Here is a 25,928-nt window from a genome sequence, read left to right as displayed (position 1 = left end):
CGGCTAAAGCAGAAGTTCCTACGATCTACGATCCACGTTCCGAACCAGCGTCACCGTCGCCGCCTCCCGCACGAAGCCCAGCCGCTCGTTGATGGCGAGCATGGGACGGTTGCCGGTGTGGTTGCTCGTGCGCGAGTAGGTGTAACCCCGTGCCAGGGCTGCCCGCGCCGCCGCGAGCTTGAGGGCCAGCCCCAGCCCGTGTCCGCGCCATGCGGGAAGCACCCCGGTCAGGCCGTTGTGCAGGCTGCCGGGCCGCGCGGGGAGAGGCTGGGCCAGTTGGCTGGTGCCCACCCATTCGCCGTTCGGGGTGACGGCCACGAACAACCCTTCGCGCTCAATGCCATTGCCGAAGCGCCGCTGCCACACCTCGAAGGGCCAGGGTTCGATGCGCCGGGTGCTGGGCACGTCTGCAAGCAGGGCGATGGTCAGCTCGTAGTAGCGCCGCTGCTGTGCCTCATCCCAGGGGCCGAGTTCGGTCAGGGGGAGGAGGCGGAACCCAGCCTCCCGCGCCCTCGCCTCCTCGTCGGCAAAGGCCGCGAAATCCAGCGTCCGCAGGTCGAGGGTCGACGGCCACATCCGGTCGTGTTCCTGCCAGCCCCGCGCGAGCAGGAAGGGAAGGTCCGGGGTGTCCTCCTTCACGCGGGTGACGGCGGTCTGCGCTCCCGCCGCTGTGACGGTCGCTAACGCCTCGGCCCACAGCGCCTCCCGCACCGCGTCCTCCGGGCGCACGGGGTGGACGACGAGTTGGAGCCAGCCCTCGAAGCTGTCCATGCGGGGTAGCTCGGTTTCCAGGGCGCCCACGATTTCCCCGCCCTCCCACGCGAGGCGGCGGGTGTGGTGCTCGCCGGGAACGCGGGCGGCGTCAAGGCGGTGCAGGTCGGCGGCGGAGACGGGCGCATCGGGGGCCGAGGCGTTCACAGCGGCGGCAAAACCCTCCGCGTCGGCAGGCTGAAAGGTAAGTTGGGCGGGCGGGGCGGCGCGTTCCATAGGGCAGGACAGCATAGGTGCTGGGGGAAAGAACATCCGCCGTTTGGCGCAGTCGCCCCTCTGCACGGCTGCCTATACTCGGGGTCATGACGCAAGCGCCACCCGCGCCCGTTCAGAGCGACAACCCGCTGCTGAACGTCGGCTTCCGCATTCCCTTCGACCAGATTCGCCCCGAGCACGCCGAACCCGCCGTGGATACGCTGCTCTCGCAGACGCAGGAGCGGCTGGAGCATCTCGCCCGCGCGGGCGAGCGCGACTATGCCGACTTCATGGCCGACCTCGACACGCTGACCGAGCAGCTCGACACCGTGCGCGTGATCGTCGGGCACCTCGACAGCGTGGTGACCAGCCCCGAGTGGCAGGCGGCCAAGCGGGCGATTCTGCCCAAGGTCACCGAGTTCTACACGGGCCTCAGCCTCCATCCGGGGCTGTGGACGGCGCTGAAGGGCTTCGCGGAGACGGAAGCGGGGCGCGGCCTCGACCCTGTGCGGGCGCGGCACCTCAAGCTCACGCTGGACGAGTTCCGCCGCCAGGGCGCCGACCTGCCCGAGGACCAGAAGGCCCGACTGCTGGAGGTCAACACCCGCCTCGCGCAGATCACCAACGACTTTTCCAAGAACGTGCTGGACGCGACCGCCGCCTTCGAGCTGTACGTGCCCACCGAGCGACTGGCGGGCGTGCCCGAGCGCGTTCAGGAAGCGACCCGCCTCGACGCCGAGAAGCACGGGCAGGAGGGCCACCGCCTGACCCTGCACCTGCCCACCCTGGAACCCATCCTGACCTACGCCGACGACCGCGAGCTGCGCCGTGAGCTGTGGCTGGCGCAGAACTCGGTCGGCAGCCAGGAAGGCCGCGATAACCGCCCCCTCGTGGGCGAGATTCTGCGGCTGCGCCGCGAGCAGGCCCGGCTGCTGGGCTTCGGCGACTTCGCCGACTACGTGCTGGAAGACCGCATGGCGGGCGGCGGCGAGCGGGCGTTGACCTTCGAGCGCGACATGGAAGCCCGTGTGCGCCCCTTCTACGAGCGCGAGAACGCCGAGCTGGAAGCCTTCTACCGCGAGCAGGTCGGCGCGGATGCACCCGCTTTGGAAGCCTGGGACGTGGGCTACTGGGCCGAAAAGCAGCGGCAGGCCAAGTACGCCTTTGACGAGGAGGCGCTGCGGCCCTACTTCGCGATGGACAGCGTGCTGTCGGGCCTCTTTGAAATCTGCCGCCGCGTCTTCGGTATCACGGTTACGGAGGCCGAGGCCCCCGGCTGGCACCCCGAGGTGCGCTACTACGACATCCGCGACGAGGAGGGCACGCACCTCGCCTCCTTCTACACCGACTGGTTCCCCCGCGACACCAAGCGGGCGGGCGCGTGGATGAACGCCTTCCTGACCGGCGGCCCGCGCGAGGACGGCGTCGAGCCGCACCTGGGCCTGATGTGCGGCAACATGACGGCCCCCAGCGGCGACACCCCCGCGCTGCTCTCGGTGCGCGAGGTCGAGACGGTCTTCCACGAGTTCGGCCACCTGCTGCACCACGCGATGTCGAACGTGGAGGTTCGCTCGCTCAGCGGCACCCGCGTGGCCTGGGACTTCGTGGAGCTGCCCTCGCAGATCATGGAGAACTGGGTGCTGGAGCGCGAGGCCCTGGACCTCTTCGCCCGCCACTGGCAGACGGGCGAGCGCCTGCCCGACGACCTGTTCGAGAAGCTGGTCGCGGCCCGCAACTACCGCGCGGCGAACGGCACCATGCGCCAGCTCTCGTTCGGGACGGTGGACCTCGAATTGCACGTCACCTTCGACGCCGACGCGCCGGGGGCGGACCCGATCACCTTTGCCCGCGACATCATGGCCCGCTTCTACCCTTACGCGCTGCCGGAGGATTATGCCCGCATCGCGCAGTTCGGGCACCTGTTCTCCAGCCCGGTCGGGTACGGGGCGGGGTACTACTCGTACAAGTGGGCCGAGGTTCTCGACGCCGATGCCTTCTCCCGTTTCGCGCAGGAGGGCATCTTCAACCGGGAGACGGGGCGGGCCTACGTGGAGAGCATCCTGAGCCGGGGCAACAGCAAGGACGCCGCCGAGCTGTACCGCGACTTCATGGGGCGTGACCCGGATGCGGAGGCGCTGCTGCGGCGGAGTGGGTTGGTCGAGGCTTAAACACAGCTTGGTTTTGGGCCTCTGCCTTCGGGTAGAGGTCTTTTTTTGTGGGCAGGGTGTCTTGATCCGGCTTCGTCCCCACCCCCCAGCCCCCTCCCCCAGACTTGCAAAGCTGCGAAGCAGAGGGGCGGGGGGAGCGGCGCTGCGCTGGGCGAAGGTCGTTCCCCCCTCGGCGTCTCTGCTTGCCCCGCTCCCATCTCCCCCTCCACGCCATCCTCCGCCCGATTGGGAGGCCTCGGCGCTATCGCGCCGAACGGCTCGGCTGCCTGGAAGATGGCCTCGCCGGGTAGGGACGTTGAGAGCGGCTGACACAGGAAAAAGATGGCTTTTGCGAGAGCAGCGGTTGATCCCTCTCCCCCCGTGGGTGACTTGCAAAGCTATGAAGCAGAGGGGGCGTGTAACCATCCCCCCGCCCAGAGGCCCTGTACCATCCACCGCCCCCTCCCGTCTGCCCCCCAGTTCACTTCGCGGTGTGAGCCAGGTCTTTATCCTGCGCCCATCATGCTTCGTGCAAAACTCACGATTGCGGCGGGGATGTTCGCGGCGCTGGCCGCCTTCCCGGCGGGGGCGCAGTCCCTGGCCGAGACGCAGATTCTGGCGGGGCTGAACGCCGCGCGGGCGCAGGGAGTTACGTGTCCGGGGACGGGGAGGCGGCCGGTCGCGTCGCCGCTTTTTGCCAGCGGGACCCATGCCCTCGCTGCCCGCACCCAGGCGGGGTACATGAGCAGCCGGGGAGGAATCACCCATTCCGGGGCCGGGGGCAGCACGCCGCGCGTCCGGGCCGCCAGCGTGGGCGTGGAGGCCGTCAGCGTGACCGAGATCATCTACATGGGCGCGGGGGCGGGGCCGCAGGGCGCCGTGACGTGGTGGCTGAATTCCCCGGTTCACTGCGCGATCCTCACCGACGCGCGCTACACCCACGCGGGGGCCGCCGTCGTGCAGGGGGCACGGGGCACCGCCTACGTGGTGGTGCTGAGCAGCCAGCCCAAGTAGGCGGGTGGCAAAAGGCTGCGGTCGCCCCGGCCTCCGGCCTTCCGCCTACCGCGCCGTCCACCCCAGGTCGAGGTCCAGCACCGCGCCGGTCATGCCCCAGGCGGCGGGGCTGACCACGTAGCTGGCGAGGGCGGCCACATCCTCGGGATCGAGCAGCCGCTTGATCGCGGCAGGTTCCAGCATCACCTTCTGCTCGACCTCCTGCTCGGAGAGGCCGCGTGTGCGGGCCTGGTCCGCGATCTGGCCCTCGACCAGCGGCGTGCGCACGTAGCCGGGGCAGATGGCATTCACGGTCAGCCCCTGCTCGCCCGCCTCCAGCGCCGCCGTGCGGGTGAACCCGATCACGCCGTGCTTGGCGCTGATGTAGGCACTTTTAAAGGGGCTGGCGACGTGCCCGTGGATACTCGCCACGTTCACGATCCGGCCCTGCCCCGAGCGCGTGAGGAACCCCCAGGCGTACTTGCTGAGCAAGAAGGGAGCCGTGAGCATCACGTGCAGCATGGCGTCCCAGGTGTCTTCCGGAAACGCCGCGATGGGGTCGATGTGCTGAAAGCCCGCGTTGTTCACCAGCACGTCCAGGCCGCCCAGCGCCGCGACTGTCTCGTCCACCGCCCGGCGGCAGTCCTCCCGGCGCGAGAGGTCGGCCCCGACGAACGTGAAGCCGTGGCCGCGTGCCACCTCGCGCGCCTGCGGGCGGTCGAGGTCGAGGACGGCTACCCGCAGCCCGTCTTGCTGAAGCCGCCGGGCGATGGCGAGGCCGATGCCGCTGGTGCCGCCGGTGACGAGGGCGGCGCGGGCCGGTGCTCCCTGGGAGTTGGGCTGGGTCATGCGGCGAGTGTAGGGTGGGGGCGTCACGGGGCCGTTTCAGCCGCCCTCTTTTCTGTTCATGTCAGAAACAATGAAATGTTTTAGTCTGGAGGCGTGACGTATCCGCAGGTGAAAGACCTTCTGGCGGCGCCGTTCCCGGCGGCGCGGATCGCCTGGAAGCCCCAGACGCTCAGCCGCGACCGTTCCTCGGCGCTGATGGTCGCGTTCGTGGACGCGCGCACGGTGATGGAACGGCTGGACGCCGTGTGCCCGGGCGACTGGACCTTTGACGTGAAGCTCTTTCCGGGACAGGCGGGGCAGCCGCCCACCGCGCGGGGGCGCCTGACCGTGCTGGGCCTGACCCGCAGCGACGTGGGCGAGGCGGGGGAGGGCGAGGCCGGGACCCTCAAGGCCGCCGCCTCGGACGCCCTCAAACGCTGCGCCGTGCATTTCGGGGTGGGCCGCTACCTGTACGACCTGCCCCGGCTGTGGGTCGCCTGGGACGAGGGCCGCCGCGCTCCCCTCGACCCCCCGAGGTTGCCTGACTGGGCGCTGCCCGAAGAAGAACGCACCCCCGGCGCCGCGCACGTGCTGGGCGCGCTCGAGGCCCTGCGCGCGGGGCTGCCCCAGGACGTGGCCGAGCTGCGCGAGGTGTACCGGCACCTCAGGGCGGCGCTGGACACGGCCGAGCGCTCCGGCCGGTCACAGGAGGTCGTCTAGCACGTCGGGCGGGTGCCCTCAGGGGCAGACTGATCTGGGCGGGTGCCCCAGGTTCAGGGCCGCGCCCGCTGGGTCACCCGCCGCGCTGCTCTCTGCCCTGCTCATGCCCGGTCAAGGCCCGGTGCAGGGCCTCGGTTTCGGGCAAGGGGGTCAGGCCCAGCTCCGCGAGGGCGGCGCGCAGGGCCGCGTAGGTGCGCGCGGCGGCGGCAGGGTGGGCGCGGGTGTGGTGGACGCGCAGCAGGGTGCGGGCGGCGGGTTCGAAGGCGGGGTCGAGGCCTAGGGCGCGCTCGGCCAGCCGGGCCGCGAGGTCGGGCCGGTGGGCGCGCAGGGCCTGGTCGGCCTCCTGGGTCAGGGCCTCGGGCAGGTGGGCGGCGTAGCGTTCGGCCTCGGCCTGCACCGGGGCCAGGTCGCTGGCGGCCACCTCGCCGGGGAGGGCCAGCAGCGCGGCGGCGCGGCCCGGGGCGCCGGGAGGCGCGTCCAGCCAGGCGTGGGCCTCGTGCAGGTCCACCGTCAGGTCGGGGCCGCCTCTCAGGCGCAGCCAGTCGCCGCGCTCCAGAAAGGTGCCGCTGGTCACCCCGTCTTCAAGCACCTGCCCCAGCGCGTGCAGCGTGACCCGGAAGTTGCGTTCGCCCACCCCGGGGTCCACGCCCGGAAACAGCGCCTCCTGGGCCGCCTCGCGTGGCAGGCCCTGGGGGTGGACGGCCAGCAGCGCCAGCAGGTCGCGGGCGCGGGCGCGGCCCCACTCGCGCCCCGCTTCCCCCCCCCGGGTGACCGCCACCCGGCCCAGCACCTGCACCCGCACGTCGGCGTCCGGGACCTCGCCGGGACGCGGCAGGGCGGGGTAGCCCAGCGCGCGGGCGACCGGCAGGAGGTCCGGCCCCGCCTCGGGCACCGCCGCTCCCAGCCGTGCCAGCAGCGCCGCGCGGCCCGCCCGCCCCGGCGCGGGCGAGAGCAGCGAGCGCCGGGTGAGGAGGAAGGGAAAGGCGGCCGCGGCCCGGGCCGCCGCCTGTGCGTCTTCACCCGCAGCCGCGTACTGGGCCAGCGCCGCCGCCGCCGCCCCGAAGCGGTCCCCGCAGGCCGCAAAGACTTCGGCGGCCTGCCGCAAGCCGGGCAGCGCGCCCGCCGGGTCGCCGCCGTGCAGCCGTCCCAGCGCCGCCGTCAGCCGGGTCAGCCCGGCCACGTAGCGGTCGCCGCCCGCGTGGGCCAGCGCGGCCCGCTCGTGGTCGGCGGCCCGGTCGGGCGCTCCGGCGCGGCCCTCCAGGTAGGCCAGCCCCATCTGCGGCTCGACCTGAAGCCGGGGCACCACGTCCTGCGCGAGCGCGAGGGCGTCCGCATACGCCTGGCGCGCGGCCCCGTCCTGCCCGCGGGTGGCCTCGGCGTGGCCCAGCCGGGCCAGGGCCAGCGACCGCACGAAGCGGCTCTCCAGCCGCTCGCCCTCCTGAAGCCCCGCGCGGGCGCGCCGGGCCGCCTCCTCCGGCTCGCCCAGCACCGCGTGCAAGAAGGCGGCGAGCAGCAGGCCCTCGCGGTGGTTCTGGGCGGCGCGGTCGCCCCCCGCCTCGCCCTGGGCGGCCGTGAGCGCCAGCGCCAGGGCGCGCGTCAGGTCGCCCGAGCGCAGCGCGTAGCGTGCCCCGCCCGCCAGCTCGGGCGCCAGCGCCAGCGCGCGGTCCAGCTCTCCGGCGTTGAGGTGGTTCTCGGCGCGCATCCGGGCGACCTGCGCGCGGGTGGCCGCGTCCGGCGCGAGCGCCCCGGCGGTGTCCAGCGCCTCCCAGGCGTGACCGGGCTGCACGGTGTCCAGCGCCACCTGCGCCTCGCCCAGCGCCCGCGCCAGCGGTCCCGCCTGCGCGTAGGCCGCCAGCGCCTCGGCGTAGCGCGACGAGAGCCGCCGCGCGTCGCCCGACAGCGCGTGCAGCGCCGGGGTCCAGGCGCTGCCCGGCAGCCGGGCCAGGCTGCGGCCCACCAGCGTGACCCGGCCCTGCGCCAGCCAGCGCCCCCCCGACCCCGCGAGCAGTTCGGCGGCCCGCGCCGCGTTGCCCGCCTGGAGATGCGCCGCCAGCGCCCGCCGGGGCCGCCCGCTGCGCTCGAAATAGGCGGCCCCGCGCGCCGCGATGCGCTGCGCCTCGCCGGGGGCGAGCAGGCCGCGCAGGTGGGCGCGCAGCAGCGGATGCGCCCGGTAGGTGTCGCCCGTGCGGGTCAGAAAGGTGCCCTCGCCCGCCAGCGTGCCCAGCAGCGCCGCCGCCTGGCGCTCCTCCAGCACGTCTTCGAGCAGCCCCGGCGAGAGTTCCTCGAAGACGCTGCCGCGCGTGAGCAGCCCGCGCAGGGCTGGCCCCAGCGGTCCCAGCACCTCCTGCGCGAGGTAGGCAAAGAGGGTGCCCAGCTGCGCTTCCCCGCCGTCGAGGTCGGCCAGGTCGGGCAGCCGCACCCGCCCCTGCGCCGCCGCCTGCGCCAGAAATCGGGCGGCGATGGGCCAGCCTTCGGTCAGGGCGTGGGCCAGCCGCACGTCGGCTCCGCTGGCCGCCACCCCCTGCGCGGCCAGCAGTTCGCCCAGTTCGTCCGGCGTAAAGGCCAAGTCCAGCGCCGTGACGCGCGCCAGCTCGCCCCCCGCCTCCAGCCGGGTCAGCGCCGGGGTCTCCAGCGGGGTGCGCGACAGCAGCGCCACCCGCCCGCCCAGCAGCTCGCGCAGCACGCCCTCCGTGAGCGGCCCGGCGAGGTGCCCGGCCTCGTCCAGCACCAGCAGCGCGCCGGAAGCGTCCAGCACGTCGGCCACCCGCGCAGCCACCCGCCGGGGCACGGCGCCCGCGTCGAGCAGCGCGCCCGGCGCCTCGCCGCCCGGCAGCCCCGAGACCGCCACCGCCAGCCCCGACACCAGCACCTGCGGGTCGGCGTCGTCCACGTCCAGGGTCAGCCACGCCGCGCGCCCCAGCTCGGGCAGGTGCGCCGCCAGCGCGGTCGTCTTGCCGTAGCCCGCCGGGGCGACCACCGTCACCACCCGCGCCGAGCTGAGCAAGGAAAGCAGCCGGGGCCGCGCCACCGCCCCGCGCACCTGCGGGGGCCGCGCCCGCCGCGCCGAGGCGTGTTCGCGCCAGTCTGCCGTCACGGGGGCATGCTAGAGCATCCCTCCGCTGGACTTCAGGACAGGCGTAGGCGCGGCGAAGGGGTCCAGCCCCCTGTCTGGAGGCGAGCCAGGAGCCACAGGCGGGGCTGGACGCGGCGCCGAGCTGCCCCACAGCTTCCTGGGGCGACTCCGGGCCGGCCAGGATCACAGCCCCAGCAGCGCCCCCAGGACGGCCGCCCCCAGCACCACCACGGCGCTGTTCACCCGCGTGCGCCACAGCAGCAAGAAGGCGAGCGCGGCCAGCCCCGCCGCCCCCCAGGAGGTCACGCTGGTCTGCCCCAGCACCAGCGCCCCGGCCAGGACCACCCCGCCGCCGAAGGGCAGCAGGGCGTTGCGAAAGGCGATCACCCAGGGGTGCGCGCTGTGGCGCTGCCACGCCAGGGCCGCCCCCGCGCTCACCAGCGCCGTCGGGCCGTAAAAGCCCAGCGTGGCGACGAGCGCGCCGCCCAGCCCCGCCGCCGCGTAGCCGTAGTGGGTGACCGCCAGCATGTTCGGCCCCGGCATCAGCTGGCCCAGCGCGAAGCCGTTCGCCAGCGTCTGCGCGTCGATCCAGCCGCGCTCCAGCACCAGCGCCCGCTCGATCTCCGCGACGTTGGTGCCCCCGAAGCTGATCAGGCCCAGCCGCGCGAAGGCCAGGAACATCTCCCCGAGGTCCGTCACGGCGCCCGCCGGGGACGGTGGACGACCAGCCCGGCGCCCACCAGCACCAGCAAGACGGGCAGCAGGTCGAGCCGGAAGACGCCCAGCGCCAGAAAGGCCAGCACCGTGATCACCGGCCCGCCGCGCACGCCCCAGCCCACCCGCACCACCGGCAGCGCGGCGCCCAGCAGCACGGCCAGGGCGGCGCAGGCCGCGCCCCGCAGCGCGCTTTGCAAGGTCGGCGGCAGCCCGCCGGGGTGTCCCAGGGTGACCACACTCACGGCCAGCATGGCGGCCAGCCCCGGCAGCAGCACCCCCAGCACCGAGGCGGCGGCCCCCGCCTTGCCCGACAGCCGCGCGCCCACCATCGCCGCGAGGTTCACCGCGTTCGGCCCCGGCGTGAGCTGCGCCAGCGTGAAGGTCTCCGCGAAGGCCTCGTCACCCAGCCAGCCGCGCCGGGCCAGCGCCCGCCGGGTGTGGGCCGGGAGGCCGCCGCCGATGCCCGCCAGCGCCACCCCGGCGAACATCCGGGCCAGCGCCAGGGGCGTCGGTGGGGCAGAGGTCGCCGGGTCGTCCTCCGGCACGCTGGCGGCTGGGGGGGCAGGCGAGGGCGCAGTCATGGCCCGAGCCTAGACCCGCGCCCGGGCGGCGACCCCGTGACTGGGCGGGGAACAGGGAGGGCGCCTGGGGAAGCGCTCAGAGCGCGGTTCGAGCGTGGGACGGGAAGCCTCGCCAACCCCGTGACGGCACTCTCTGTGCTCCTGTGCAAGCCGCTCTGCGGGTCCCGCCTCCCTCCTTCACTGGAGAGAAGGCCCCTCTATGACCAGGTGCTCAGCGCCGCCCGCTTCTCCGGCCGGCCTCCTGCCGCCTCACCGCCCCCGTGACGCTCTCCTCCTTGCCCGGCGCGTGGGCCAGCCAGACCGTGTGGTGAGCGCCCTTGCCGGGGCGGGCGCGGACGGTGTGGACCTCGGTGCGGAAGCCTGCCCGGTTCAGGCGGGTGGTGAAGCGCGGCTCGGGCGTGGCCGACCAGACGGCCAGCACGCCGCCGGGGCGCAGGGTGCGCTGCGCGGCCGCCAAGCCGGGCGGCGAGTACAGCCAGTCGTTGCCGTGGTGGGTCATGCCCTCGGGGCCGTTGTCCACGTCGAGCAGCACGGCGTCGAACGTCCCCTGCCCGCGCCGCAGCAGCTCGGCCACGTCGCCCACGTGGACGCGGGTGCGCGGGTCCCGCAGCGGGTGGCCCGCGCACTCGCCCAGCGGGCCTTTGTTCCACTCCACGACCTCGGGCACAAGTTCGGCCACCGTGACCGTCCCCGAAGGTCCCACCCCCCGCAGCGCCGCCGCCAGCGTGAAGCCCATGCCCAGCCCGCCCACCAAGACGTGGGGCCGCGCCCGCCCCGCGATGGCCGCGCAGGCGAGGTCGGCCAGCGCGTCTTCCGAGGCGTGCTGGCGGCTGTTCATCAGCTCGCTGACGTAGCCGGAAATCTGAATCGAGAACTCCAGCAGGTCGCCCCGGCGGTACAGGCACAGCGCCTGGTCGGTGCCGGGGATGGGCGCGCGGCCCAGGGGCGCCCAGGGAATCACGCGGGCACCGGACGAGTAGAGGGGAGGAGAGACGGACTCATCCCCTGAATCTATCCGGCGGGAGGACCGCCGACAGGTCAGAGACAGACAGGAGCCTGGCCGTTGCTAGCTTGCTAGCATCCTAGTATGCTGCCGGTATGGGAGACGACGACAAGCGGCAGTTCAACATCTACCTGCCTGGGGCTTTGATCCGTGAGGTGAAGATCGCCAGTATCGAGGCCCGCGAGAGCCTCAGCGCCTATGTCGAGCGGGCGCTGCGCCAGCACCTGCTGATCGAGGCCGAGGCGAAGCGGGCCGGGGACGAGGCCGCCGCGCAGTTCAGCGGGAAGGCCGGAGCATGAGGCCCAACGTCCTGATCTACGCCACGGACGTGAACCGCAGCCGTGACTGGTACGAGCGGGTGGGGTTTCGGCTGCGGCGGGTCAACCGCAACGGCGGCTGGGCCGAGCTGGAATGGGGAGAGTTCCTGCTGTACCTGCATGGCGCGGCGGCGGCCCGCCCGCCGGGGTTTGCCCTGCCCGGCTTCGAGGCGCAGGAACCGCTGGAACTCCTGGCCGCGCGCCTGACCTCGGCAGGCGTCCTGCCTGATCCCGAGATTCTCGACGAGGGCTTCGGGCGCGTGCTGAAGCTGCGCGACCCCGACGGCTACCAACTCGACATCGTGGAGCATGACCCGGAGCTGTACGCCTGAGCGCGCGCCAGGCGGCGCCGTCCCCCTTCTCATATACCCCGTCCTCACGCCCCCCCTTCAGGCTGCCCGCGCCCGCTGGGCGGACCAGACACGCCAGTTTGCCCCCATGCCCCGCCTCCCCCCGCCGCGTACTCTGAGGCCACCTATGACCACACCCACCCCGGACGCCCGCGTGCGCGTCCGCGACCTGCGCAAGAGTTACACCGTCCACGAGAAGGAACCGGGTTTTCTGGGCAGCCTCCGCAGTTTCGTCCACCGCAAGAGCCGCAGCGTGGAGGCGGTCAAGGGCGTCTCCTTCGACCTCGCGCCGGGGGAGGTGGTGGGCTTTCTGGGGCCGAACGGGGCGGGCAAGACGACCACCCTCAAGATGCTCTCGGGCCTCTTGCACCCCTCGGGCGGCGAGGTGCGGGTGGCAGGCTCCGAACCCCGGCGCCGCGAGACGGCCTTCCTGAAGAACATCACGCTGGTCATGGGGCAAAAGCAGCAGCTGATCTGGGACCTTCCGGCGCTCGATTCCTTTCTGGTCAACCAGGCGATCTACGAGATCCCCGACGCCCAGTACCACGCCACCATGCGCGAATACACCGAGGTCCTGGGCCTGGAGGGCATCCTGAAAAAGCAGGTCCGCAAACTCTCCCTGGGCGAGCGGATGAAGTGCGAACTCGCCGCCGCGCTGCTGCACCGGCCCCGGGTGCTGTTTCTCGACGAGCCGACCATCGGCCTCGACGTGAACATGCAGGAAGCCGTGCGGACCTTTATCCGCGACTACAACGCGCGCTACGAGGCGACCGTGATCCTGACGAGTCACTACATGGCCGACGTGACGGCCCTGGCCCGCCGCATCCTGGTGATCGACCAGGGCCAGCTCGTCTTCGACGGCGACCTCGCGCGGCTGGCGGAGCAGGGCAGCGGCGGCAAGACCGTGCGGCTGCAACTGCGGCGGCCCGTCACCGAGGCGCAGCTCGCCCGCTACGGCTCGGGGGTCAAGGTGGACGGCCTGAGCGCCGAACTCACCGTGCCCCGCGCCGAGGTGAGTGTGCGCGCCGCCCGACTCCTCTCCGACCTCGACGTGGCCGACCTGACCGTCGAGGACCCGCCCATCGAGACGGTGATGGGGGAGCTGTTCGGAGGCAAGGAGGCGGTCCGTGGCTAGTGGTCCGTGGTCCGTGGGGCGCGGCTCTCGCCCCCCGCGTCTTTCCTCCTCGCCGCTCCCCGCTTCCCACCCACCGCGCCGGGAGCGCCCATGACCGCCACCTGGAAAAAACTCCGCACCCTCTTCGCCGCCCAGTTCGCGGAGATGGTCGAGTACCGCGCGGAGGTCGTGATCTGGATGCTGTCGGGCACCCTCTCGCTGGTGATGATGCTGGTGTGGATGGCGCAGGCGGCGGCGGCCCCCGGCGGCGAGATCAACGGGTACACGCCCTCCGAGTTCGCGTCCTATTTCCTGGGCACCTGGACCGTCTCACAACTGATGGTGGTGTGGGTCGCCTGGGAACTCGACCTCGACATCCGGCAGGGCACCCTGTCGCCCAAGCTGCTGCGCCCGCTCGACCCGCTGTGGACGTGGTACACCGGGCACCTCGCCGAGCGGGTGGTGCGTTTCCCGCTGATGCTGGTGCTGGTCGCCGTGTTCGCGTGGCTGGCGGGGGCGCGCTTCACCACCGACCCGCTGGCCTACCTCGCCGCCCTCGGGCTGGCCTTTCTGGGCTTCAGCGCGCGCTTTCTGTGGGAGTACTGCGTGGGGCTGCTCGCCTTCTGGACCGAATCGAGCACCAGTTTCCAGGAGGTCGTGTGGCTCTTTTACGCCGCGCTGGGCGGCATGTTCGCGCCGCTCGCCTTTTACCCCCAGTGGGTGCAGAACGTGGCGGTGTGGACGCCTTTCCCCTACATGCTGGGCCTGCCCGCGCAACTGCTGGCGGGCAAGGCGTCCCTGGCCGACGCGGGGCGCGGGGCGGCGGTCCTGGCCGCTTGGCTGGTGATCTTCTGGTTCCTGCGGCTCCTGGTGTGGCGGGTGGGGCTGCGGAAGTACGGGGCGGTGGGGGCGTGAGGGGGTTAGTGGTCAGTGGTCAGTGGTTAGTGGGTCGGTCGCTTTTCCCGGTCCACTTCCCACTCACCACTTCCCACTCACCGCGCCGGGGGCGCGAGTGACCCGCTACCTGCGCCTCATCCGCATCTTCACGGGGGCCACGCTCTCGGCACAGCTCGAATACCGGGCCAACTTCCTGGGCGCCGTGCTTGCCAGCGTGGGCGAGGCCGGGGTGGCCCTGCTGGGCATCGCGGTGCTGTTCGGGCAGCCGGAGCTGGACACGGTGGGCGGCTGGACTTTCCACGAGGCGCTGCTGGTCACGGGGCTGTTCATGCTCACCGAGGGGGTCATCAGCGTCTTTATCCAGCCCAACATGAGCAAGATCGCCGAGGCCGTGCGCACCGGCAGCATGGATTTCACGCTGCTCAAGCCCATCGACGCGCAGTTCGGGGTCAGCACCCGGCACCTCAACGTGCTGCGGGTGACCGACCTGTTGATCGGGGCGGGGCTGATCGGCTACGCGGCCTCGCACCTGACGGTCACGCCGGGGGGCTTGGCGGGGGCGGCGCTGCTCTACCTCTCGGCGGTCGTGATCGTGTACTGCATCTGGCTGGCGCTCTCCACCACCGCCTTCTGGTTCGTCAAGACCCAGAACGCTTCCGAGCTGTTCAACGGCGTCTTCGGGGCTGCGCGCTTTCCGGTCACGGCCTTTCCGGTGCCGGTGCGGGCGCTGCTGACCTTCGTGGTGCCGGTCGCCTTCATCACGACCGTTCCGGCCCAGGCCATGACGGGCACCCTCACGCCCGCGCTGGCGCTGGCCTCGCCGCTGGTGGCCGCCGCGCTGTTCGTGCTGACGCGCCTCTTCTGGCTGAGGGCGGTGGCGAGCTACACCAGCGCGAGCAGCTGAGGCCGGGTGGCCGCGTCAGCGGGCGCGCAGGAAGCGCAGGAGCGCCCGCCAGTACTCCTCGCTGGCTTCCGGGCCGTCCATCGCGGCGGGGTCCAGACTCTGGGCGCCGGGCAGGCCGAAGCCCGGCGGGACGTACTGCACCTTGCGGGCGCTTTGCGCGGCGTGCAGGAAGTTTCCTGCCGTCTCCACCGCGTACGGGCCGTTCTCGCTCGTCACGAACACCGGCACCCGCACGTGCCGGGCCGCCGCCAGCGCGTCCAGGTCAGGAAGGTCCGAGGGATTGGGGCTGAAGGCCAGGATGCCCGCGAGTCCTGGCTGCTTTGCTGCCAGCCCAAACAGCAGCGTGGCGCTCCGGCCGCTGCCCAGCGCGAAGAGGGGCCGCCCCGGATAGCGGCGCCTCAGCCAGCCCAGGGCGACCTCCAGGTCCGCCAGCTCGTCGGCCCCGGTGAGGACGCGCTGGCCCAGGCCCTGCGCGGTGAGATTGGGATGACCCCCGTACTCCCCGCCCGAGCGCTGGTCGAGTGCCAGCGAGGCGTAGCCCTCCTGCGCCAGCCGCCGGGCCACCGCGTCCAGTTCGTGCCGGTTGCGGGCCGCCGAGTGCAGCAGCAGAACCGCTCCCCAGGGCCGGGCCGCTCCGGGCTGGGCTGCCGGGGTGGCTTCCGCGTGCAGCGTCAGGCCGTCGGGCGCCCGGAGCTGGACGGGCGTGGCCCAGGCGGCAGAGAGGGCCAGCAGCAGCGGCAGGATCAGGTGACGCATGGGGCCTCCAGCGGTGTTCCTCGGGGAGAAGTTGGGGTGGCCCGGTCAGTCTAGGCCGCCTGGTCCGGGCGTGTCTGGGAAGCCGCTCACACCACTCTGCCGCGCGTAGTTCCGCAGGGACATCGCGTTGCCCCGTTCCATCCCCAGCCGCTCGTAGAAGGGCACCAGTTCCGCGTCGCAGCTCAGGTCCACGGCGTAGAGGTGCTCCAGTTGACCGAGCAGATGGCGCATCAGCCGCGTGCCCAGGCCCTGTCCCTGGTGCTCCGGCAGGACTTCCAGCAGCGGGATGAAGGCGGTCAGCACGCCGTCGCTGATCGCCTGCGCGAAACCGGCAACCCGCCCACCTTCCTCCACGGCCAGCGAGATTCGGTACGACCCGGCGAGGAGGCGGTGGAACGTTTCGGGTGAGGGCGGGTTGGGCCAGCCCGCGAAAAAGCCCTGCAAGTTCTCCGGCGTGAGGCCTTCCAGCGAGTCGGTCAAGCGCATCACCCCACTCTGCCCGCCCCGGCCTGCATGAAGCGTCCGCCATCTGGCGCAGGGGAGGGGCGCGTGGCTAGATTCGGGGCATGACCCAGCCCGTCCCGGCGCCCGCCGCCACCCCCGCCACAAGCGCGCCGACGCCCCTGCTGTTTACGCCCGTCAAACTGGGCGGCCTGACCCTGCCCAACCGCGCGGTCGTGTCGCCCATGTGCATGTACAGCGCCAAACACGGCCTGGCGAACGACTTTCACCTCACCCACCTGGGCCAGTTCGCGCTGGGCGGCGCGGGCCTCATCCTGACCGAGGCGACCGCCGTGTCGCCCGAGGGCCGCATCAGCCCCGAGGACCTGGGCCTGTGGAGTGACGAGCAGATCGTGCCGCTGGGCCACGTCACCGATTTCGTGCACCGCCACGGCAGCCTGATCGGGGTGCAGCTCGCGCACGCCGGGCGCAAGGCGAGCACCTACGCCCCCTGGCGCGGGCGCGGGGTGGTGGCCCCGGAAGCGGGGGGCTGGCAGGTCATCGGCCCCTCGGAGGACCCCTACAACGCCGTCTTTCCCCATCCCGTCGCCATGAGCACGGACGACATCCGGCGCGTGACTTCCGACTTCGCGGCGGCGGCGCGGCGGGCGCAAGTCGCGGGCTTCGACGTGGTCGAGATCCACGCCGCGCACGGCTACCTGCTGCACCAGTTTCTCTCGCCGCTGGCGAACAGCCGCGCGGACGAGTACGGCGGTCCCTTCGAGAACCGCGTGCGCTTCTTGCTGGAAGTCGTGCGGGCGGTGCGGGCGGTGTGGCCCACCCACCTGCCCCTCTTCGTGCGGGTCAGCGCGACCGACTGGGCGCCCGGCGGCTGGGACCTGGGGCAGACGGTGCAGCTCGCCGGACTGCTGCGCTTCGAGGGGGTGGAAGTCCTCGACGTGAGCAGCGGGGGCCTCACGCCCCTCCAGGAGATCAGCGCCGGGCCGCTGTATCAGGCGCCCTTCGCCGCCCGCATCCGCGCCGAGGTGCCCGACCTGCGGGTGATGACCGTCGGCATGATCGAGACCCCCGCCCAGGCCGAAGGTGTGCTGCAAGACGGCGTCGCCGACCTCGTCGCGCTGGGCCGCCCCTTCCTGCGCGACCCGCACTGGCCCCAGCGCGCCGCCCGCGAACTCGGCCTGACGCCCGCGCTGCCCGACGTGTACGCGCGGGCCGGGTGGTAGGGGGCGCGCCCCTGGCCGGGAGAAGATGAAAGAAGGTGGGCGGCGGAAGCTCCGCTGCCCACCTGCCTTTCCGCGCCACCCGCCTACCGCAGCCGCTCGTCTCCCGGCGCCACCGCGAACACGCCGCCCCAGGGGCGGTAGTGGCTGAGGGTCTCGTCGCGGCGGACCTTTCCGTCTCTGCGCACCGTGCGTTCAATGCGCACCCGCATCCCGGAGGCGGGCAAGTCGATGCGGCGGGCTTCCCCTGGCTTCAGGTCGGGGGCGGGCACGAAGGAGGGCGCCAGTGCGGGCCGCAGGTCGCGGATGCGGGGAGGGGAAACCTGCACCTGACGGTCGGGCGGGCCGCCGAACAGGTGGATGCTCAGCGTCCCCGCCTCCAGGTCCCAGGCGGCCTGCATCAGCAGGGGAGAGGCCGTGTCGTTGCGAAAGCGCAGGTTCTTGGCGGGCGCGTACACGGTCGCCTCGAAGCCGGGCGGGTCGTAATAGGCCACCTGATGCGAGTGGGCGTGGCGCTCGACGACCTCCAGCCCCGCCAGATACGCGGCGCGAAACACGGTGGTGCTGACCTGGCAGATGCCCCCGCCGGGTTCCATCGTCAGGCTCTGGCCCGCGATCACGTAGCCGGGCACGAAGCCCCGCTCCTTCGAGATGCGGCCGATCAGCGCATTGAAGTCGAAGACCGCGCCGGGCTCAAGCCAGACCCCGTGCAGGCGGCTGCTCCCCACCCGGATGTTGTGGACCCGGAACTCCGGGCTGCCCGCAAAGCCCGACTCGCCCGACGCGAGGTGCGCCACCACGCCGCGCTCGTGCAGGTCGGCCACCGTCCGGGCCGGGGGGGTCAGGCGCAGGGCGACCTCGACCTCCAGGGCGCCCCGGCCCGCTGCGGGGCGTTCCAGGGCCGCGCGCAGCCGCTCCGCCGTCTCGGCCCGCCGCACCCGCCAGCCGGTCTGCGCCTGCGCGGTCCACTCGCCCCCCACCCGCACGAAGCGGGCGTCTCTGGGCGTCCTCGCCTCGATGCGGGCGTAGACCTGTTCCAGCAGCGCGTTCAGGTCGCGGCTGGGCTGTTCCCGGCTGGGTTGGCGGGCGCGCAGCAGGCGGCGTTCCCCGGCATCCAGGGTCAGACTGTAGGTCCGGGTGACCTGGCCGGGCACGACCACGCCGCCGCGCAGCACGGGTTCGGGGGCCGTGACCTTCAGCAAAAGCGGACGGGGCGCCGCCGGAACGTCCGCGCGCACGGGGGGCGCCAGCCCGGCCGACACCAGCATCAGCGCCGCCGCCAGCGTGGCGGTGCGGGTCAGCCCCCGCCTCAGGACCAACGGCCGGGAGGGTCTCTGGTCTGCCTGATGGGTCATGGGCACCGTCCTGGGAAAGGGGGGCAGCCAAATCCCGGCAGCAGAGGAAAGCTGCGCCTCTGGCTGCCGGGGTCCGGGTCTGTGCCGAGCGTCAGGCGCTCAGTTGGGCGGCAGCAGCACAGTGTCGATCACGTGGATGATCCCGTTGCTGGCGCGGATGTCGGCGCGCGTGACAGTCGCGTCGTTGATCTGCACCGTGCCGCTGCTCGCGCTGACGCTCAGGTCGGCGCCCTGCGCGGTGCGCGCGCTCGTGAGGCTACTGACCTGCGCCGCCGTGACCCTTCCCGGCACCACGTGGTAGAGCAGCACGGCGCGCAGCTGCGCGGGGTTGTTGAGCAGCGCGGTGAGCTGGTCGGCCGGAACCTTGGCAAAGGCCGCGTTGGTGGGCGCGAACACCGTGTAGGGGCCAGGCTGCGCCAGCGTCTGGGTCAGGCCCGCCGCCTGCACCGCCGCGAGCAGCGTGCTGAAGTTCGGATCGTTGGCGACGATCCCGGCGATGGTGTTCGCCGCAGGCACAGAGGAGCCGCCGCCCGCCAGGGCCGGAGAAACGAGGAACAGGGCGGCGCTGACCATCAGGATTCGCTGCTTCATGGTGTCCTCCAGAACAAGGCAAGACGGGGGCGCTTCTTGACAAGAGAGCCGACCTCTCTGCCATGACGCGCGGGACCTTTCGATTGACCCGTCCTGTTGTGCTTTCAAAGCGTAGATGACACGTGCCGCAGCTGTCGTAGCGCCCCGTACAATCAAGTGTTCGGGCGTTACAATAAAGACCCGGCCAACAACTGACTGACAGGCGAAGTGGGCCTCTGGCGCAGGCGCGCGGTCTGTTTTGGACCGGGTCAGGCGCGGCCGATGAGAAAGAATTCAGCTGGTGAGGGTGCGGGCAGCGAGGGTCTGGCGCTCAGGCGTCCACGATCCGTCCGTCGAGCAGGTGCAGCGCCCGGCCCGCATGCGCCGCCAGCCGCTCGTCGTGGGTGACCAGCAGCACGCCCGCGCCGTCCTCGCGGGCGAGGTCGAGCAGCAGCGTGGCGATCACCTCGGCGTTGGCGCGGTCGAGGCTGCCGGTCGGCTCGTCGGCCAGGATCACGGCGGGGCGGGTCGCCAGCGCGCGGGCCACCGCGACCCGCTGGCGCTCGCCGCCGCTCAAGACACCGGGCAGGCTGCTTTCCCGCCCGGCCAGCCCCACCCTTCTCAAGAGGGCGCGCGCCCGCTCCTGGCCGTCTTGCCGGGTCAGCAGGGCGGGCACCAGCACGTTTTGCAGCACGCTCAGGTCCTCCAGCAGGTAGTGGTGCTGAAAGACCAGCCCGACCCGGCCGGCCCGCCGCAGCGCCCGCGCCTGGGTGCCCAGGCTGTCCACCCGCTCGCCCGCCCACCACACCTCGCCCGCCTGCGGCGTGTCCAGGCCGCCCAGCAGGTGCAGCAGCGTGCTCTTGCCGCTGCCCGAGGGGCCGGTCACCGCGACGACTTCGCCCCCCTCCACGCTGAGCGAGACGCCGTGCAGCACGGGCGTGCTGCCAAAGCCGTGGCGCAGGTCCCGGGCCGCGAGCGCCGGAGCCGCTTGGGCCGGGGCCAGGGTCGCAGGGGCCAGGGAGGGGAAGGCGGGCGGCGGAGTCACGCGGAGCACTGTAGCGCAGCGGGGGAGTCCGGCTCAGCGCGGCGTGATCGGTCCCTCGACCCGCGAGAAGACCCGCAGCCCCGCCGCCACCACCTCGGGGTCGAACTGCTGGTCCGCCTGCCGCTGCAATTCCGCGAGCGCCTGCGCGCGGGTCCACGCCGACTTGTAGGGCCGCTCGTTGGTCAGGGCGTCGAATACGTCCGCGACGGCCACGATGCGCCCGGTGAGGGGGATGCTGTGTCCGGCCTGGCCCAGCGGGTAGCCGCCGCCGTCCCAGCGTTCGTGGTGCGACAGGGCGATTTCCTCGGCCATTCGCAACAACCGGGAGTGCCCGCCCGACAGGATGCGGGCGCCGATCAGGGTATGGACCTTCATCCGCTCGAACTCTTCGGGGGTGAAGCGCCCAGGCTTGAGCAAGATGGCGTCGGGAATGCCGATCTTGCCCACGTCGTGCAGGCGCGCGGCGATCCGCAGCAGGGCCACGTCCTCCTCGGGCAGGCCCAGGTCGCGCGCGATCAGGGCCGAGACGTGACCCACCCGCCAGGTATGCTCGCCGGTCATGTCGTCGCGGTACTCGGCCGCCACCGCCAGCCGGGTCACGATCTCCACCTGGGCCTGTTCCAGCTCGGCGGTGCGCGCTTGCACCAGCGCCTCGGCCTCCTCACGCGCCGTGTCGGCCAGCTCGCGTTGCAGGCGCTGCACCTCGGTCTCGTGGCGGGCGCGCTCCACCTCGAACTGCGCGCCCAGTTCACGGGTCTTGCGGTCACTCTCCTCGTTGAACAGTGCGCGTTCGGCCTGGTGATAAAGCTCGTGGTGGCGCAAGGCGCGCTCAAAGTCTCCAGCCCGCTTGTGGACCTCTGCCAGGGCGCGGTGGGCCTCGTACACCGTCTTCTTGTGGTCGGCGTCCTGGGCGAGCGTCAGGGCGCGCTCCAGCGAGGCCAGGGCAGCGGGGAAGTCGCCCTGTTCGGCCTGAACCTCTCCCAGGTGGTTCAGGGCATCGAGTTCGCCCTCCAGGTCCTCGATCTCGCGGGCGATGGCCACGGCCTCGGCGTGGGCGGCGGCGGCCTCGGTCAGTTCGCCGCGCTGCGCCAGGAGCCTGCCCAGGCCGATCAGCGCGGAGACCTCGCCGGTGCGGTACTGGATCTGGCGGGCGGTGGCCAGCGCCTCGCTGTAGGCAGCCTCGGCCCGCTGGGGGTCCCGGTTGCCGGTCCACGCCTCGGCGATGTTCAGCTTGGCCGTGGCGATGGTCAGCCGGTCGCCCCGCTGCACCGCGATATCCAACGCCTCCTCGAAGTAGCGCGCCGCTCTGGTGAATTCCCCCATGTCCAGGTGAACGGTGCCCAGATTGATGAGGGCTATCGCCTGCATCCGCTCGTCGCTGAGGCTGTCGCGGAAGATCCGGTAGGCCTCGGACAGGTGCGCGAGGGCATCGGGGTAGTTGCCCAAGCTGGTGTGGAGGGTGCCCATGTTGCCCAGCACGTTGGCGACCTCCCGCTGGTCCCCCAGCAGTTCATGGATCTGCCGCGCCCGGTGCAGGTGGCTCAGGGCCTGCGCATATTCCCCGCTGGCATGGTGGGACCCGGCCAGCAGGTTGAGTATCTGGGCCGCCTCGGCACTCTGTTTTTCGGTCAAGGACAGCGCCGCCGCCAGGTGGTCCCGGGCGACCAGAAAGTCCCCCAGTTGCATGCCGATGCGCCCCAGGGCCGTGAGGGCGTCGCGCTCCCCGGCGGGATGGTCGGCGGCCCGGAACAGCCGCAGTGCGTCCTGCAACTGCGCCAGCGCCTGCTCGCTCTCGCCGCGCCGTGCATAGACCGACCCCTGAATCAGCTGCGCCCGGGCCAGTCCAGCCACGTCGTGGGTGCCCGCGAGGCAGGCGGCAGTCTGCGCAAGACTCAGCGCCCCTGCCTCGTCGGTCTTTAGCAGGGCAGAGGCAGCCTCGTTCAGCGCGGCTACCCTTGCGGCGGGATCGTCGCTGCCAGTGTGCTGTGCAGCGCTCCCAGGTCCGAACATGGGGGCATAGTCCCCCCCGGGGCCTGTCCGGACTCTTACAGCTGCGGAGGTAGACAGCATCAGGGACAGGAGAGGGCGGCGAGCCTTTCTCCTGTCAGTCTGACAGCCTGCTGGGCCGCTGGGTTCAGTACCGAACGACGTTGATCAGGAACTTCTCCAGATCGAGGCGGCCCTTGCCCAGCTTGTCCTTGTAGGCGCCGTTCATGCCGTTGTTGTAAAGGTCCTGCCCATTGTCGGCCATCTTCTTGGTGACGTCCTTGAGGCTGACCGCCAGCGTCTGCCCCTGCGCGAGCGCCAGCCCGCCCGCGACCATCGGCGCCGCCATCGACGTGCCGCTCCACGACACCAGCAGGCCTTCTGGCCCCGCCGCGTAGACGTTCTCGCCGGGGGCGACCAGTTCCAGCTTGTCTTTCTGGTAGTTGGAGAAGTCCGACTTGAGGTCGAGGGGGTTGACGCTGCCCACGCTGAGGCTGCGTTCGCCCGCCGCGCCGTCCGTCGCCTGGGCCGCCGGGTAGGTGATCGCCGCGAGGTCCTCGTTGCCCGCCGAGGCGACGACCAGGATGTTCTTCTTCTCGGTCGCGTATTTGATGGCCTTTTCGATCACGTCCGAGCGCTCGGCGCTGCCCAGGCTGAGGTTGATGACCCGGGCCCCCACGGCGGCGGCGTGGTAGATCGCGTTGGCGACCTGCAAGGTGTCGCCCGAGCCGTCCGGTCCCAGCACCCGCAGCGGCAGGATGGTGGCCCGGGGCGCGACCTGGAGAACGATGCTGGCGACCGCCGTGCCGTGCCCGTACCCGCCGATACCCAGGGTGCCTTCCTCCTGCGGCAGGTCGTCGTTGCCCACAAAGTCCTTCCACTCGGTGGACGGCGCCAGAGCACCGACGAAAGCCGGGTGGCTCAGGTCGAGGCCGGTGTCGATGACCGCCACCTTGACCCCCGCGCCGAGGTTAGGCGCGAGCTGGTGGGCACGCTCCAGTCGGATCTGCTGGAAGGTCCCCGAGTTCTGTTCGACCGGGGTATAGGTGCCGCCCATCCATATAGTCCGGCGCGCTCCCGCCCAGGTCTCCCATTCGCCGCCCATCCATATGCTGCGGCGGGCACCCATCAGGGCCGTGTTTCCGGCGCGGAACTGGTCGAGGTTGCGCTCGGCCATCCCCAAACGGCTGCCTGTCTGGGCGCTGAGGTTGTGGGCCTGCGCCCCGGCCCGGTCCAGCCCCAGGACCGCGTAGCCTGCCGCCACGTTCAGCCCGGCGACCTGGCCACCGTAGCGCGCCTCCAGGCTCTGCGCGGTGTCCTCAGCCGTGACCGGCACGCTGACAATGTAGGCCGGGCGGTACGCCGCGGGGGCCTTGGCCACTGGGGCCTGCGTACAGCCAGCCAGCAGGCCCGCCGTACACACGGCCACAGCAAGTTGAAGTGTTATTCCTGGCTTCATGTGACTCCTTTCATCGAAAAAGTCGCGGAAACTGGGCTAGGCTCCCACACTTCTTCAGGTCAGATCATCAAGAACTTAGCATGTAAGGTTTCTTACATGAAGCCTGTGTAAAGAGCGGTGGCCTGAGACGGGGTGGCCAGGGCCTGCGGACCGCCGGGCGCTCTTTGCCCCGGGGTGGCCGGATGCTCTAGGATGCCCCGCGATGGCGCGCCTGGACGACCTGAAACGTTCCCCCCTCTTTCAACAGGTTCCCGAGGACGCCCTGCGGGAGGCCGCGCAGATCGTGACGCCCCGGACCTTCCGGCCCGGTGAGCTGGTCGTCGAGCAGGACGCCGAGGGCGAGGCGCTGCACCTGATCACCGCCGGGGTGGTGCGGGTGAGCCGCATCAGCCTGGGCAGCCGCGAGCGGGTGCTGGGCGACATCTATGCGCCCGGCGTGGTGGGGGAGACGGCGGTTCTCGCGCGGCAAGACCGCAGCGCCTCGGTGCGCGCTCTGACCCCGGTGGGGACCCTGATGCTGCACCGCGAGCACTTCGAGACGATCTTGCGTCGCCACCCGCGCGTGCTGTGGAACCTCGCGGAGATGCTCGCCCGGCGCGTGACCTTCTTGAACGACGAGCTGATCGCCTTTGGCCTGAACACCGAGGCGGCCCTGGCGCACGTCTTTGCCAACCTGCACCAGCAGCGGGTCGCCGCCGGGGTGCCCCGCCCCCAGGAGCTGCCGCTCACCGCCGCCGACATCATGGCCCGCACCAGCAGCAGCCGCGAGACCGTCTCGCGCGTCCTGAAAAAGCTCGAAGCCCAGCGCCTGCTGCGGGTCACTCCCCAGGCCGTGATCCTGCTCGACCCCGGGGCGCTCGACCACGTTTCCATCGAGGCCGCCGAGGGAGACTGACGGCGGCGTCCCGTGCCGTGGAAGGGAGGAGGGTGGCCCCTCCCACGGCGCGCCAGCCACGGTCGAGCGCGGTCCCTCGCTTCCGGTCGCCTGATGACCGTTGTGAGGCGGGGCGTCCCGTCACGCGGCGGTCTGCCCGGCCCCGGTCGGTCCATCCTGGAGGCGGCCCAGACCGGAGCAGCCCAGACCAGGCCCCGGCGAGGTCCGTTTCCCCCGGCCCTCATCCCTCCTTGCGCAGCAGGATGCTCTTGAGGTAGAGGCTCTCCGGCACGCTGAGCCGGTGGGGATGGTCGGCAGGCTGGTAGGTGATCGCCACGACCTCGGCGCCGGAGCCTGCCTCGCCCGCCGCCACCCGCGCGGCGTCGAGCAGGTCGCTGACCCCGATGTAGTGGGCGCAGGTGCTGACCAGCAGGTGTCCGCCGGGCCGCAGCATCCGCAGGGCGCTGGTGGTCCCCTCGGTAAAGACGCGCTTGGCCCGGGGCACGTCGTCCTTGCGCTTGGCGAGGGTGGGGGGGTCGAGCACCGCCGCCCCGAAGGTGCGCTTCTCCTTTTCCAGTGCCCGCAGCGCCTCCAGCGCGTCGCCCCAGCGCACGCCCACCTGGACCCCGTTTTCGCGGGCCTCGCGCTCCAGCACCGCCAGCGCCTTCTCGTCCTTGTCGATGGCGACCGGCTTTCCTCCCGCCCGCGCCGCGTGCAGGCTGAAGCCCCCCGTGTAGGAATACACGTCGAGAAAGCCCTCGCCGGGCTGCACCACCGAGCGCATCAGGCGGCGGTTGTCGCGCTGGTCGAGAAAAAAGCCGGTCTTCTGCGCGTCGAAGGGGTGGAAGTGCAGTTCCAGGTCGTCCTCGTGAAAGGCCACGCGCTCCGGCACGTCGCCCCACAGCACGCCGGTCCGCAGGTCCAGGCCCTCGCGGCGGCGCTCGCCGGTGTCGCTGCGCTCGAAGGCCGAGGCCGCGCCCGTCTCCTCGCGCAGCGCCCGCACGATCAATTCGCGGTGGCGCTCCACGCCCGCGTTGCGAAACTGCACGCTCAGCACGTCCCCGAAGCGGTCGGCGACCACGCCGGGCAGGCCGTCGGCCTCGGCGTGCAGCACCCGCATGGCGTCGGTGCCCGTGATGCGCCCCGCCCGCCGGGAGAGGGCCGCGCGCACCCGCGAGCGGTAGAAGTTCAGGTCGATGGCCTCGCCCGGCGTCCAGGTCAGCAGCCGCAGCGGCGTGGCGCCGTCCGGGTTGAAGTACCCGCGCCCGATCAGCGTGCCGTCGGGTGCCCTGACGTCCACCACCTCGCCCGGCGTGAGGCCCGCGTCCGCGTCCGCGATGTCCCCACTGTGCCCGAACGGGTAGCGGCCCGCCACGCGCCGCACCGCGCCGGGCTGGAGGGTCACGCTGCTGTGGGTGCCTTTGGGGGAACTCTGCTTGCTCATCGGCCTCGCCTCATCCGGCCAGCCTAGCAGGGGCGGCAGACCGCTGCCCCGGCGCGCCTGACAGCCTCTGGCACCCCCCAGGGACGCGGCCCGCAGGGGGCGGGAACGGGACACGCGGCGGCACCCCGCGTCACACGGGGGCGCCCT

At 72.1% G+C, this 25,928-nt stretch carries 24 protein-coding genes; 10 read left to right on the top strand and 14 right to left on the bottom strand.

Annotated features, from left to right (window positions below):
- Positions 1-18: 18 nt before the first annotated feature.
- Positions 19-987, bottom strand: coding sequence for a GNAT family N-acetyltransferase (locus tag HNQ09_RS03715; protein ID WP_246363113.1), 969 nt, complete (start codon positions 985-987; stop codon positions 19-21).
- 86 nt (positions 988-1,073) lie between these two features.
- On the opposite strand from HNQ09_RS03715, the gene HNQ09_RS03710 reads away from it, so the two are divergent.
- A complete protein-coding gene (locus HNQ09_RS03710) occupies positions 1,074-3,134 on the top strand; it encodes a M3 family metallopeptidase (RefSeq protein ID WP_184025648.1) in 2,061 nt (686 codons plus the stop codon).
- Between the two features lie 501 nt (positions 3,135-3,635).
- Complete coding sequence (locus HNQ09_RS03705; RefSeq protein WP_184025646.1) at positions 3,636-4,127, top strand: CAP domain-containing protein; 492 nt, start codon at positions 3,636-3,638, stop codon at positions 4,125-4,127.
- 45 nt (positions 4,128-4,172) lie between these two features.
- Here HNQ09_RS03705 and HNQ09_RS03700 read toward each other — a convergent pair whose 3' ends face one another.
- The gene (locus tag HNQ09_RS03700; protein WP_184025645.1) at positions 4,173-4,955 is read right to left on the bottom strand and encodes a 3-hydroxybutyrate dehydrogenase; all 783 of its coding nucleotides are present in this window, start codon (positions 4,953-4,955) and stop codon (positions 4,173-4,175) included.
- Between the two features lie 93 nt (positions 4,956-5,048).
- On the opposite strand from HNQ09_RS03700, the gene HNQ09_RS03695 reads away from it, so the two are divergent.
- Entirely contained in the window at positions 5,049-5,654 is a 606-nt protein-coding gene (locus HNQ09_RS03695; protein ID WP_184025643.1) for a Rad52/Rad22 family DNA repair protein, read from the top strand.
- A gap of 73 nt (positions 5,655-5,727) precedes the next feature.
- On the opposite strand, the gene HNQ09_RS03690 is transcribed toward HNQ09_RS03695, so the two are convergent.
- From HNQ09_RS03690 to HNQ09_RS03675, 4 genes are all read right to left on the bottom strand, one after another.
- The gene (locus tag HNQ09_RS03690; protein ID WP_184025641.1) at positions 5,728-8,748 is read right to left on the bottom strand and encodes a winged helix-turn-helix domain-containing protein; all 3,021 of its coding nucleotides are present in this window, start codon (positions 8,746-8,748) and stop codon (positions 5,728-5,730) included.
- Between the two features lie 162 nt (positions 8,749-8,910).
- On the bottom strand, positions 8,911-9,426 hold the full coding sequence (locus tag HNQ09_RS03685) for a chromate transporter (RefSeq protein ID WP_343057595.1): 516 nt from the start codon (positions 9,424-9,426) through the stop codon (positions 8,911-8,913).
- On the bottom strand, positions 9,423-10,025 hold the full coding sequence (locus HNQ09_RS03680; RefSeq protein ID WP_184025639.1) for a chromate transporter: 603 nt from the start codon (positions 10,023-10,025) through the stop codon (positions 9,423-9,425). The genes HNQ09_RS03685 and HNQ09_RS03680 overlap by 4 nt, the downstream gene beginning before the upstream one ends.
- A gap of 211 nt (positions 10,026-10,236) precedes the next feature.
- On the bottom strand, positions 10,237-10,986 hold the full coding sequence (locus tag HNQ09_RS03675; RefSeq protein WP_184025637.1) for a spermine/spermidine synthase domain-containing protein: 750 nt from the start codon (positions 10,984-10,986) through the stop codon (positions 10,237-10,239).
- 137 nt (positions 10,987-11,123) lie between these two features.
- Here HNQ09_RS03675 and HNQ09_RS18645 point away from each other — a divergent pair, with 137 nt between their 5' ends.
- The 5 genes from HNQ09_RS18645 (at position 11,124) to HNQ09_RS03650 (ending at position 14,610) form a co-directional block, all read left to right on the top strand.
- Positions 11,124-11,327 carry a hypothetical protein gene (locus HNQ09_RS18645; RefSeq protein WP_221269574.1) on the top strand — a complete coding sequence of 68 codons (204 nt, stop codon included), beginning with the start codon at positions 11,124-11,126 and terminating at the stop codon, positions 11,325-11,327.
- Complete coding sequence (locus HNQ09_RS03665) at positions 11,324-11,677, top strand: VOC family protein (protein ID WP_184025634.1); 354 nt, start codon at positions 11,324-11,326, stop codon at positions 11,675-11,677. Before HNQ09_RS18645 ends, HNQ09_RS03665 begins: the two co-directional genes overlap by 4 nt.
- 145 nt (positions 11,678-11,822) lie before the next feature.
- Complete coding sequence (locus tag HNQ09_RS03660) at positions 11,823-12,830, top strand: ABC transporter ATP-binding protein (RefSeq protein ID WP_184025633.1); 1,008 nt, start codon at positions 11,823-11,825, stop codon at positions 12,828-12,830.
- Positions 12,831-12,920: 90 nt separating this feature from the next.
- Complete coding sequence (locus HNQ09_RS03655) at positions 12,921-13,724, top strand: ABC transporter permease (RefSeq protein ID WP_184025631.1); 804 nt, start codon at positions 12,921-12,923, stop codon at positions 13,722-13,724.
- A gap of 97 nt (positions 13,725-13,821) precedes the next feature.
- Positions 13,822-14,610, top strand: a complete 789-nt coding sequence (locus HNQ09_RS03650; RefSeq protein WP_184025629.1) for an ABC-2 family transporter protein — start codon at positions 13,822-13,824, stop codon at positions 14,608-14,610.
- A gap of 15 nt (positions 14,611-14,625) precedes the next feature.
- On the opposite strand, the gene HNQ09_RS03645 is transcribed toward HNQ09_RS03650, so the two are convergent.
- Positions 14,626-15,366, bottom strand: a complete 741-nt coding sequence (locus HNQ09_RS03645) for an alpha/beta hydrolase (RefSeq protein WP_184025627.1) — start codon at positions 15,364-15,366, stop codon at positions 14,626-14,628.
- A 45-nt stretch (positions 15,367-15,411) separates the two neighbouring features.
- The gene (locus HNQ09_RS03640) at positions 15,412-15,852 is read right to left on the bottom strand and encodes a GNAT family N-acetyltransferase (RefSeq protein ID WP_184025624.1); all 441 of its coding nucleotides are present in this window, start codon (positions 15,850-15,852) and stop codon (positions 15,412-15,414) included.
- A gap of 80 nt (positions 15,853-15,932) precedes the next feature.
- On the opposite strand from HNQ09_RS03640, the gene HNQ09_RS03635 reads away from it, so the two are divergent.
- Positions 15,933-17,051: an NADH:flavin oxidoreductase/NADH oxidase gene (locus tag HNQ09_RS03635; protein WP_184025621.1), complete on the top strand. Its 1,119-nt coding sequence runs from the start codon at positions 15,933-15,935 to the stop codon at positions 17,049-17,051.
- 83 nt (positions 17,052-17,134) lie between these two features.
- On the opposite strand, the gene HNQ09_RS03630 is transcribed toward HNQ09_RS03635, so the two are convergent.
- The 5 genes from HNQ09_RS03630 to HNQ09_RS03610 form a co-directional block, all read right to left on the bottom strand.
- Positions 17,135-18,403 (bottom strand): VanW family protein, encoded by a 1,269-nt coding sequence (locus HNQ09_RS03630; protein ID WP_246363112.1) that lies wholly within the window; start codon positions 18,401-18,403, stop codon positions 17,135-17,137.
- 99 nt (positions 18,404-18,502) lie between these two features.
- Positions 18,503-18,994: a fasciclin domain-containing protein gene (locus tag HNQ09_RS03625; protein ID WP_184025618.1), complete on the bottom strand. Its 492-nt coding sequence runs from the start codon at positions 18,992-18,994 to the stop codon at positions 18,503-18,505.
- 310 nt (positions 18,995-19,304) lie between these two features.
- Positions 19,305-20,018, bottom strand: coding sequence for an ABC transporter ATP-binding protein (locus HNQ09_RS03620; RefSeq protein WP_380003286.1), 714 nt, complete (start codon positions 20,016-20,018; stop codon positions 19,305-19,307).
- Between the two features lie 33 nt (positions 20,019-20,051).
- Positions 20,052-22,028: a tetratricopeptide repeat protein gene (locus HNQ09_RS03615; RefSeq protein ID WP_184025616.1), complete on the bottom strand. Its 1,977-nt coding sequence runs from the start codon at positions 22,026-22,028 to the stop codon at positions 20,052-20,054.
- A gap of 124 nt (positions 22,029-22,152) precedes the next feature.
- Positions 22,153-23,385 carry a S8 family serine peptidase gene (locus HNQ09_RS03610; protein WP_343057594.1) on the bottom strand — a complete coding sequence of 411 codons (1,233 nt, stop codon included), beginning with the start codon at positions 23,383-23,385 and terminating at the stop codon, positions 22,153-22,155.
- 280 nt (positions 23,386-23,665) lie between these two features.
- Between HNQ09_RS03610 and HNQ09_RS03605 the strand changes: the two genes are divergently transcribed.
- Positions 23,666-24,358 (top strand): Crp/Fnr family transcriptional regulator, encoded by a 693-nt coding sequence (locus HNQ09_RS03605; protein WP_184025612.1) that lies wholly within the window; start codon positions 23,666-23,668, stop codon positions 24,356-24,358.
- A gap of 220 nt (positions 24,359-24,578) precedes the next feature.
- On the opposite strand, the gene HNQ09_RS03600 is transcribed toward HNQ09_RS03605, so the two are convergent.
- Positions 24,579-25,781, bottom strand: coding sequence for a class I SAM-dependent rRNA methyltransferase (locus HNQ09_RS03600; RefSeq protein WP_184025611.1), 1,203 nt, complete (start codon positions 25,779-25,781; stop codon positions 24,579-24,581).
- Positions 25,782-25,928: the final 147 nt, after the last annotated feature.

This window comes from Deinococcus budaensis, from assembly GCF_014201885.1.
Classification (GTDB): domain Bacteria; phylum Deinococcota; class Deinococci; order Deinococcales; family Deinococcaceae; genus Deinococcus; species Deinococcus budaensis.
This window is presented reverse-complemented; position numbering and strand designations above follow the sequence as displayed.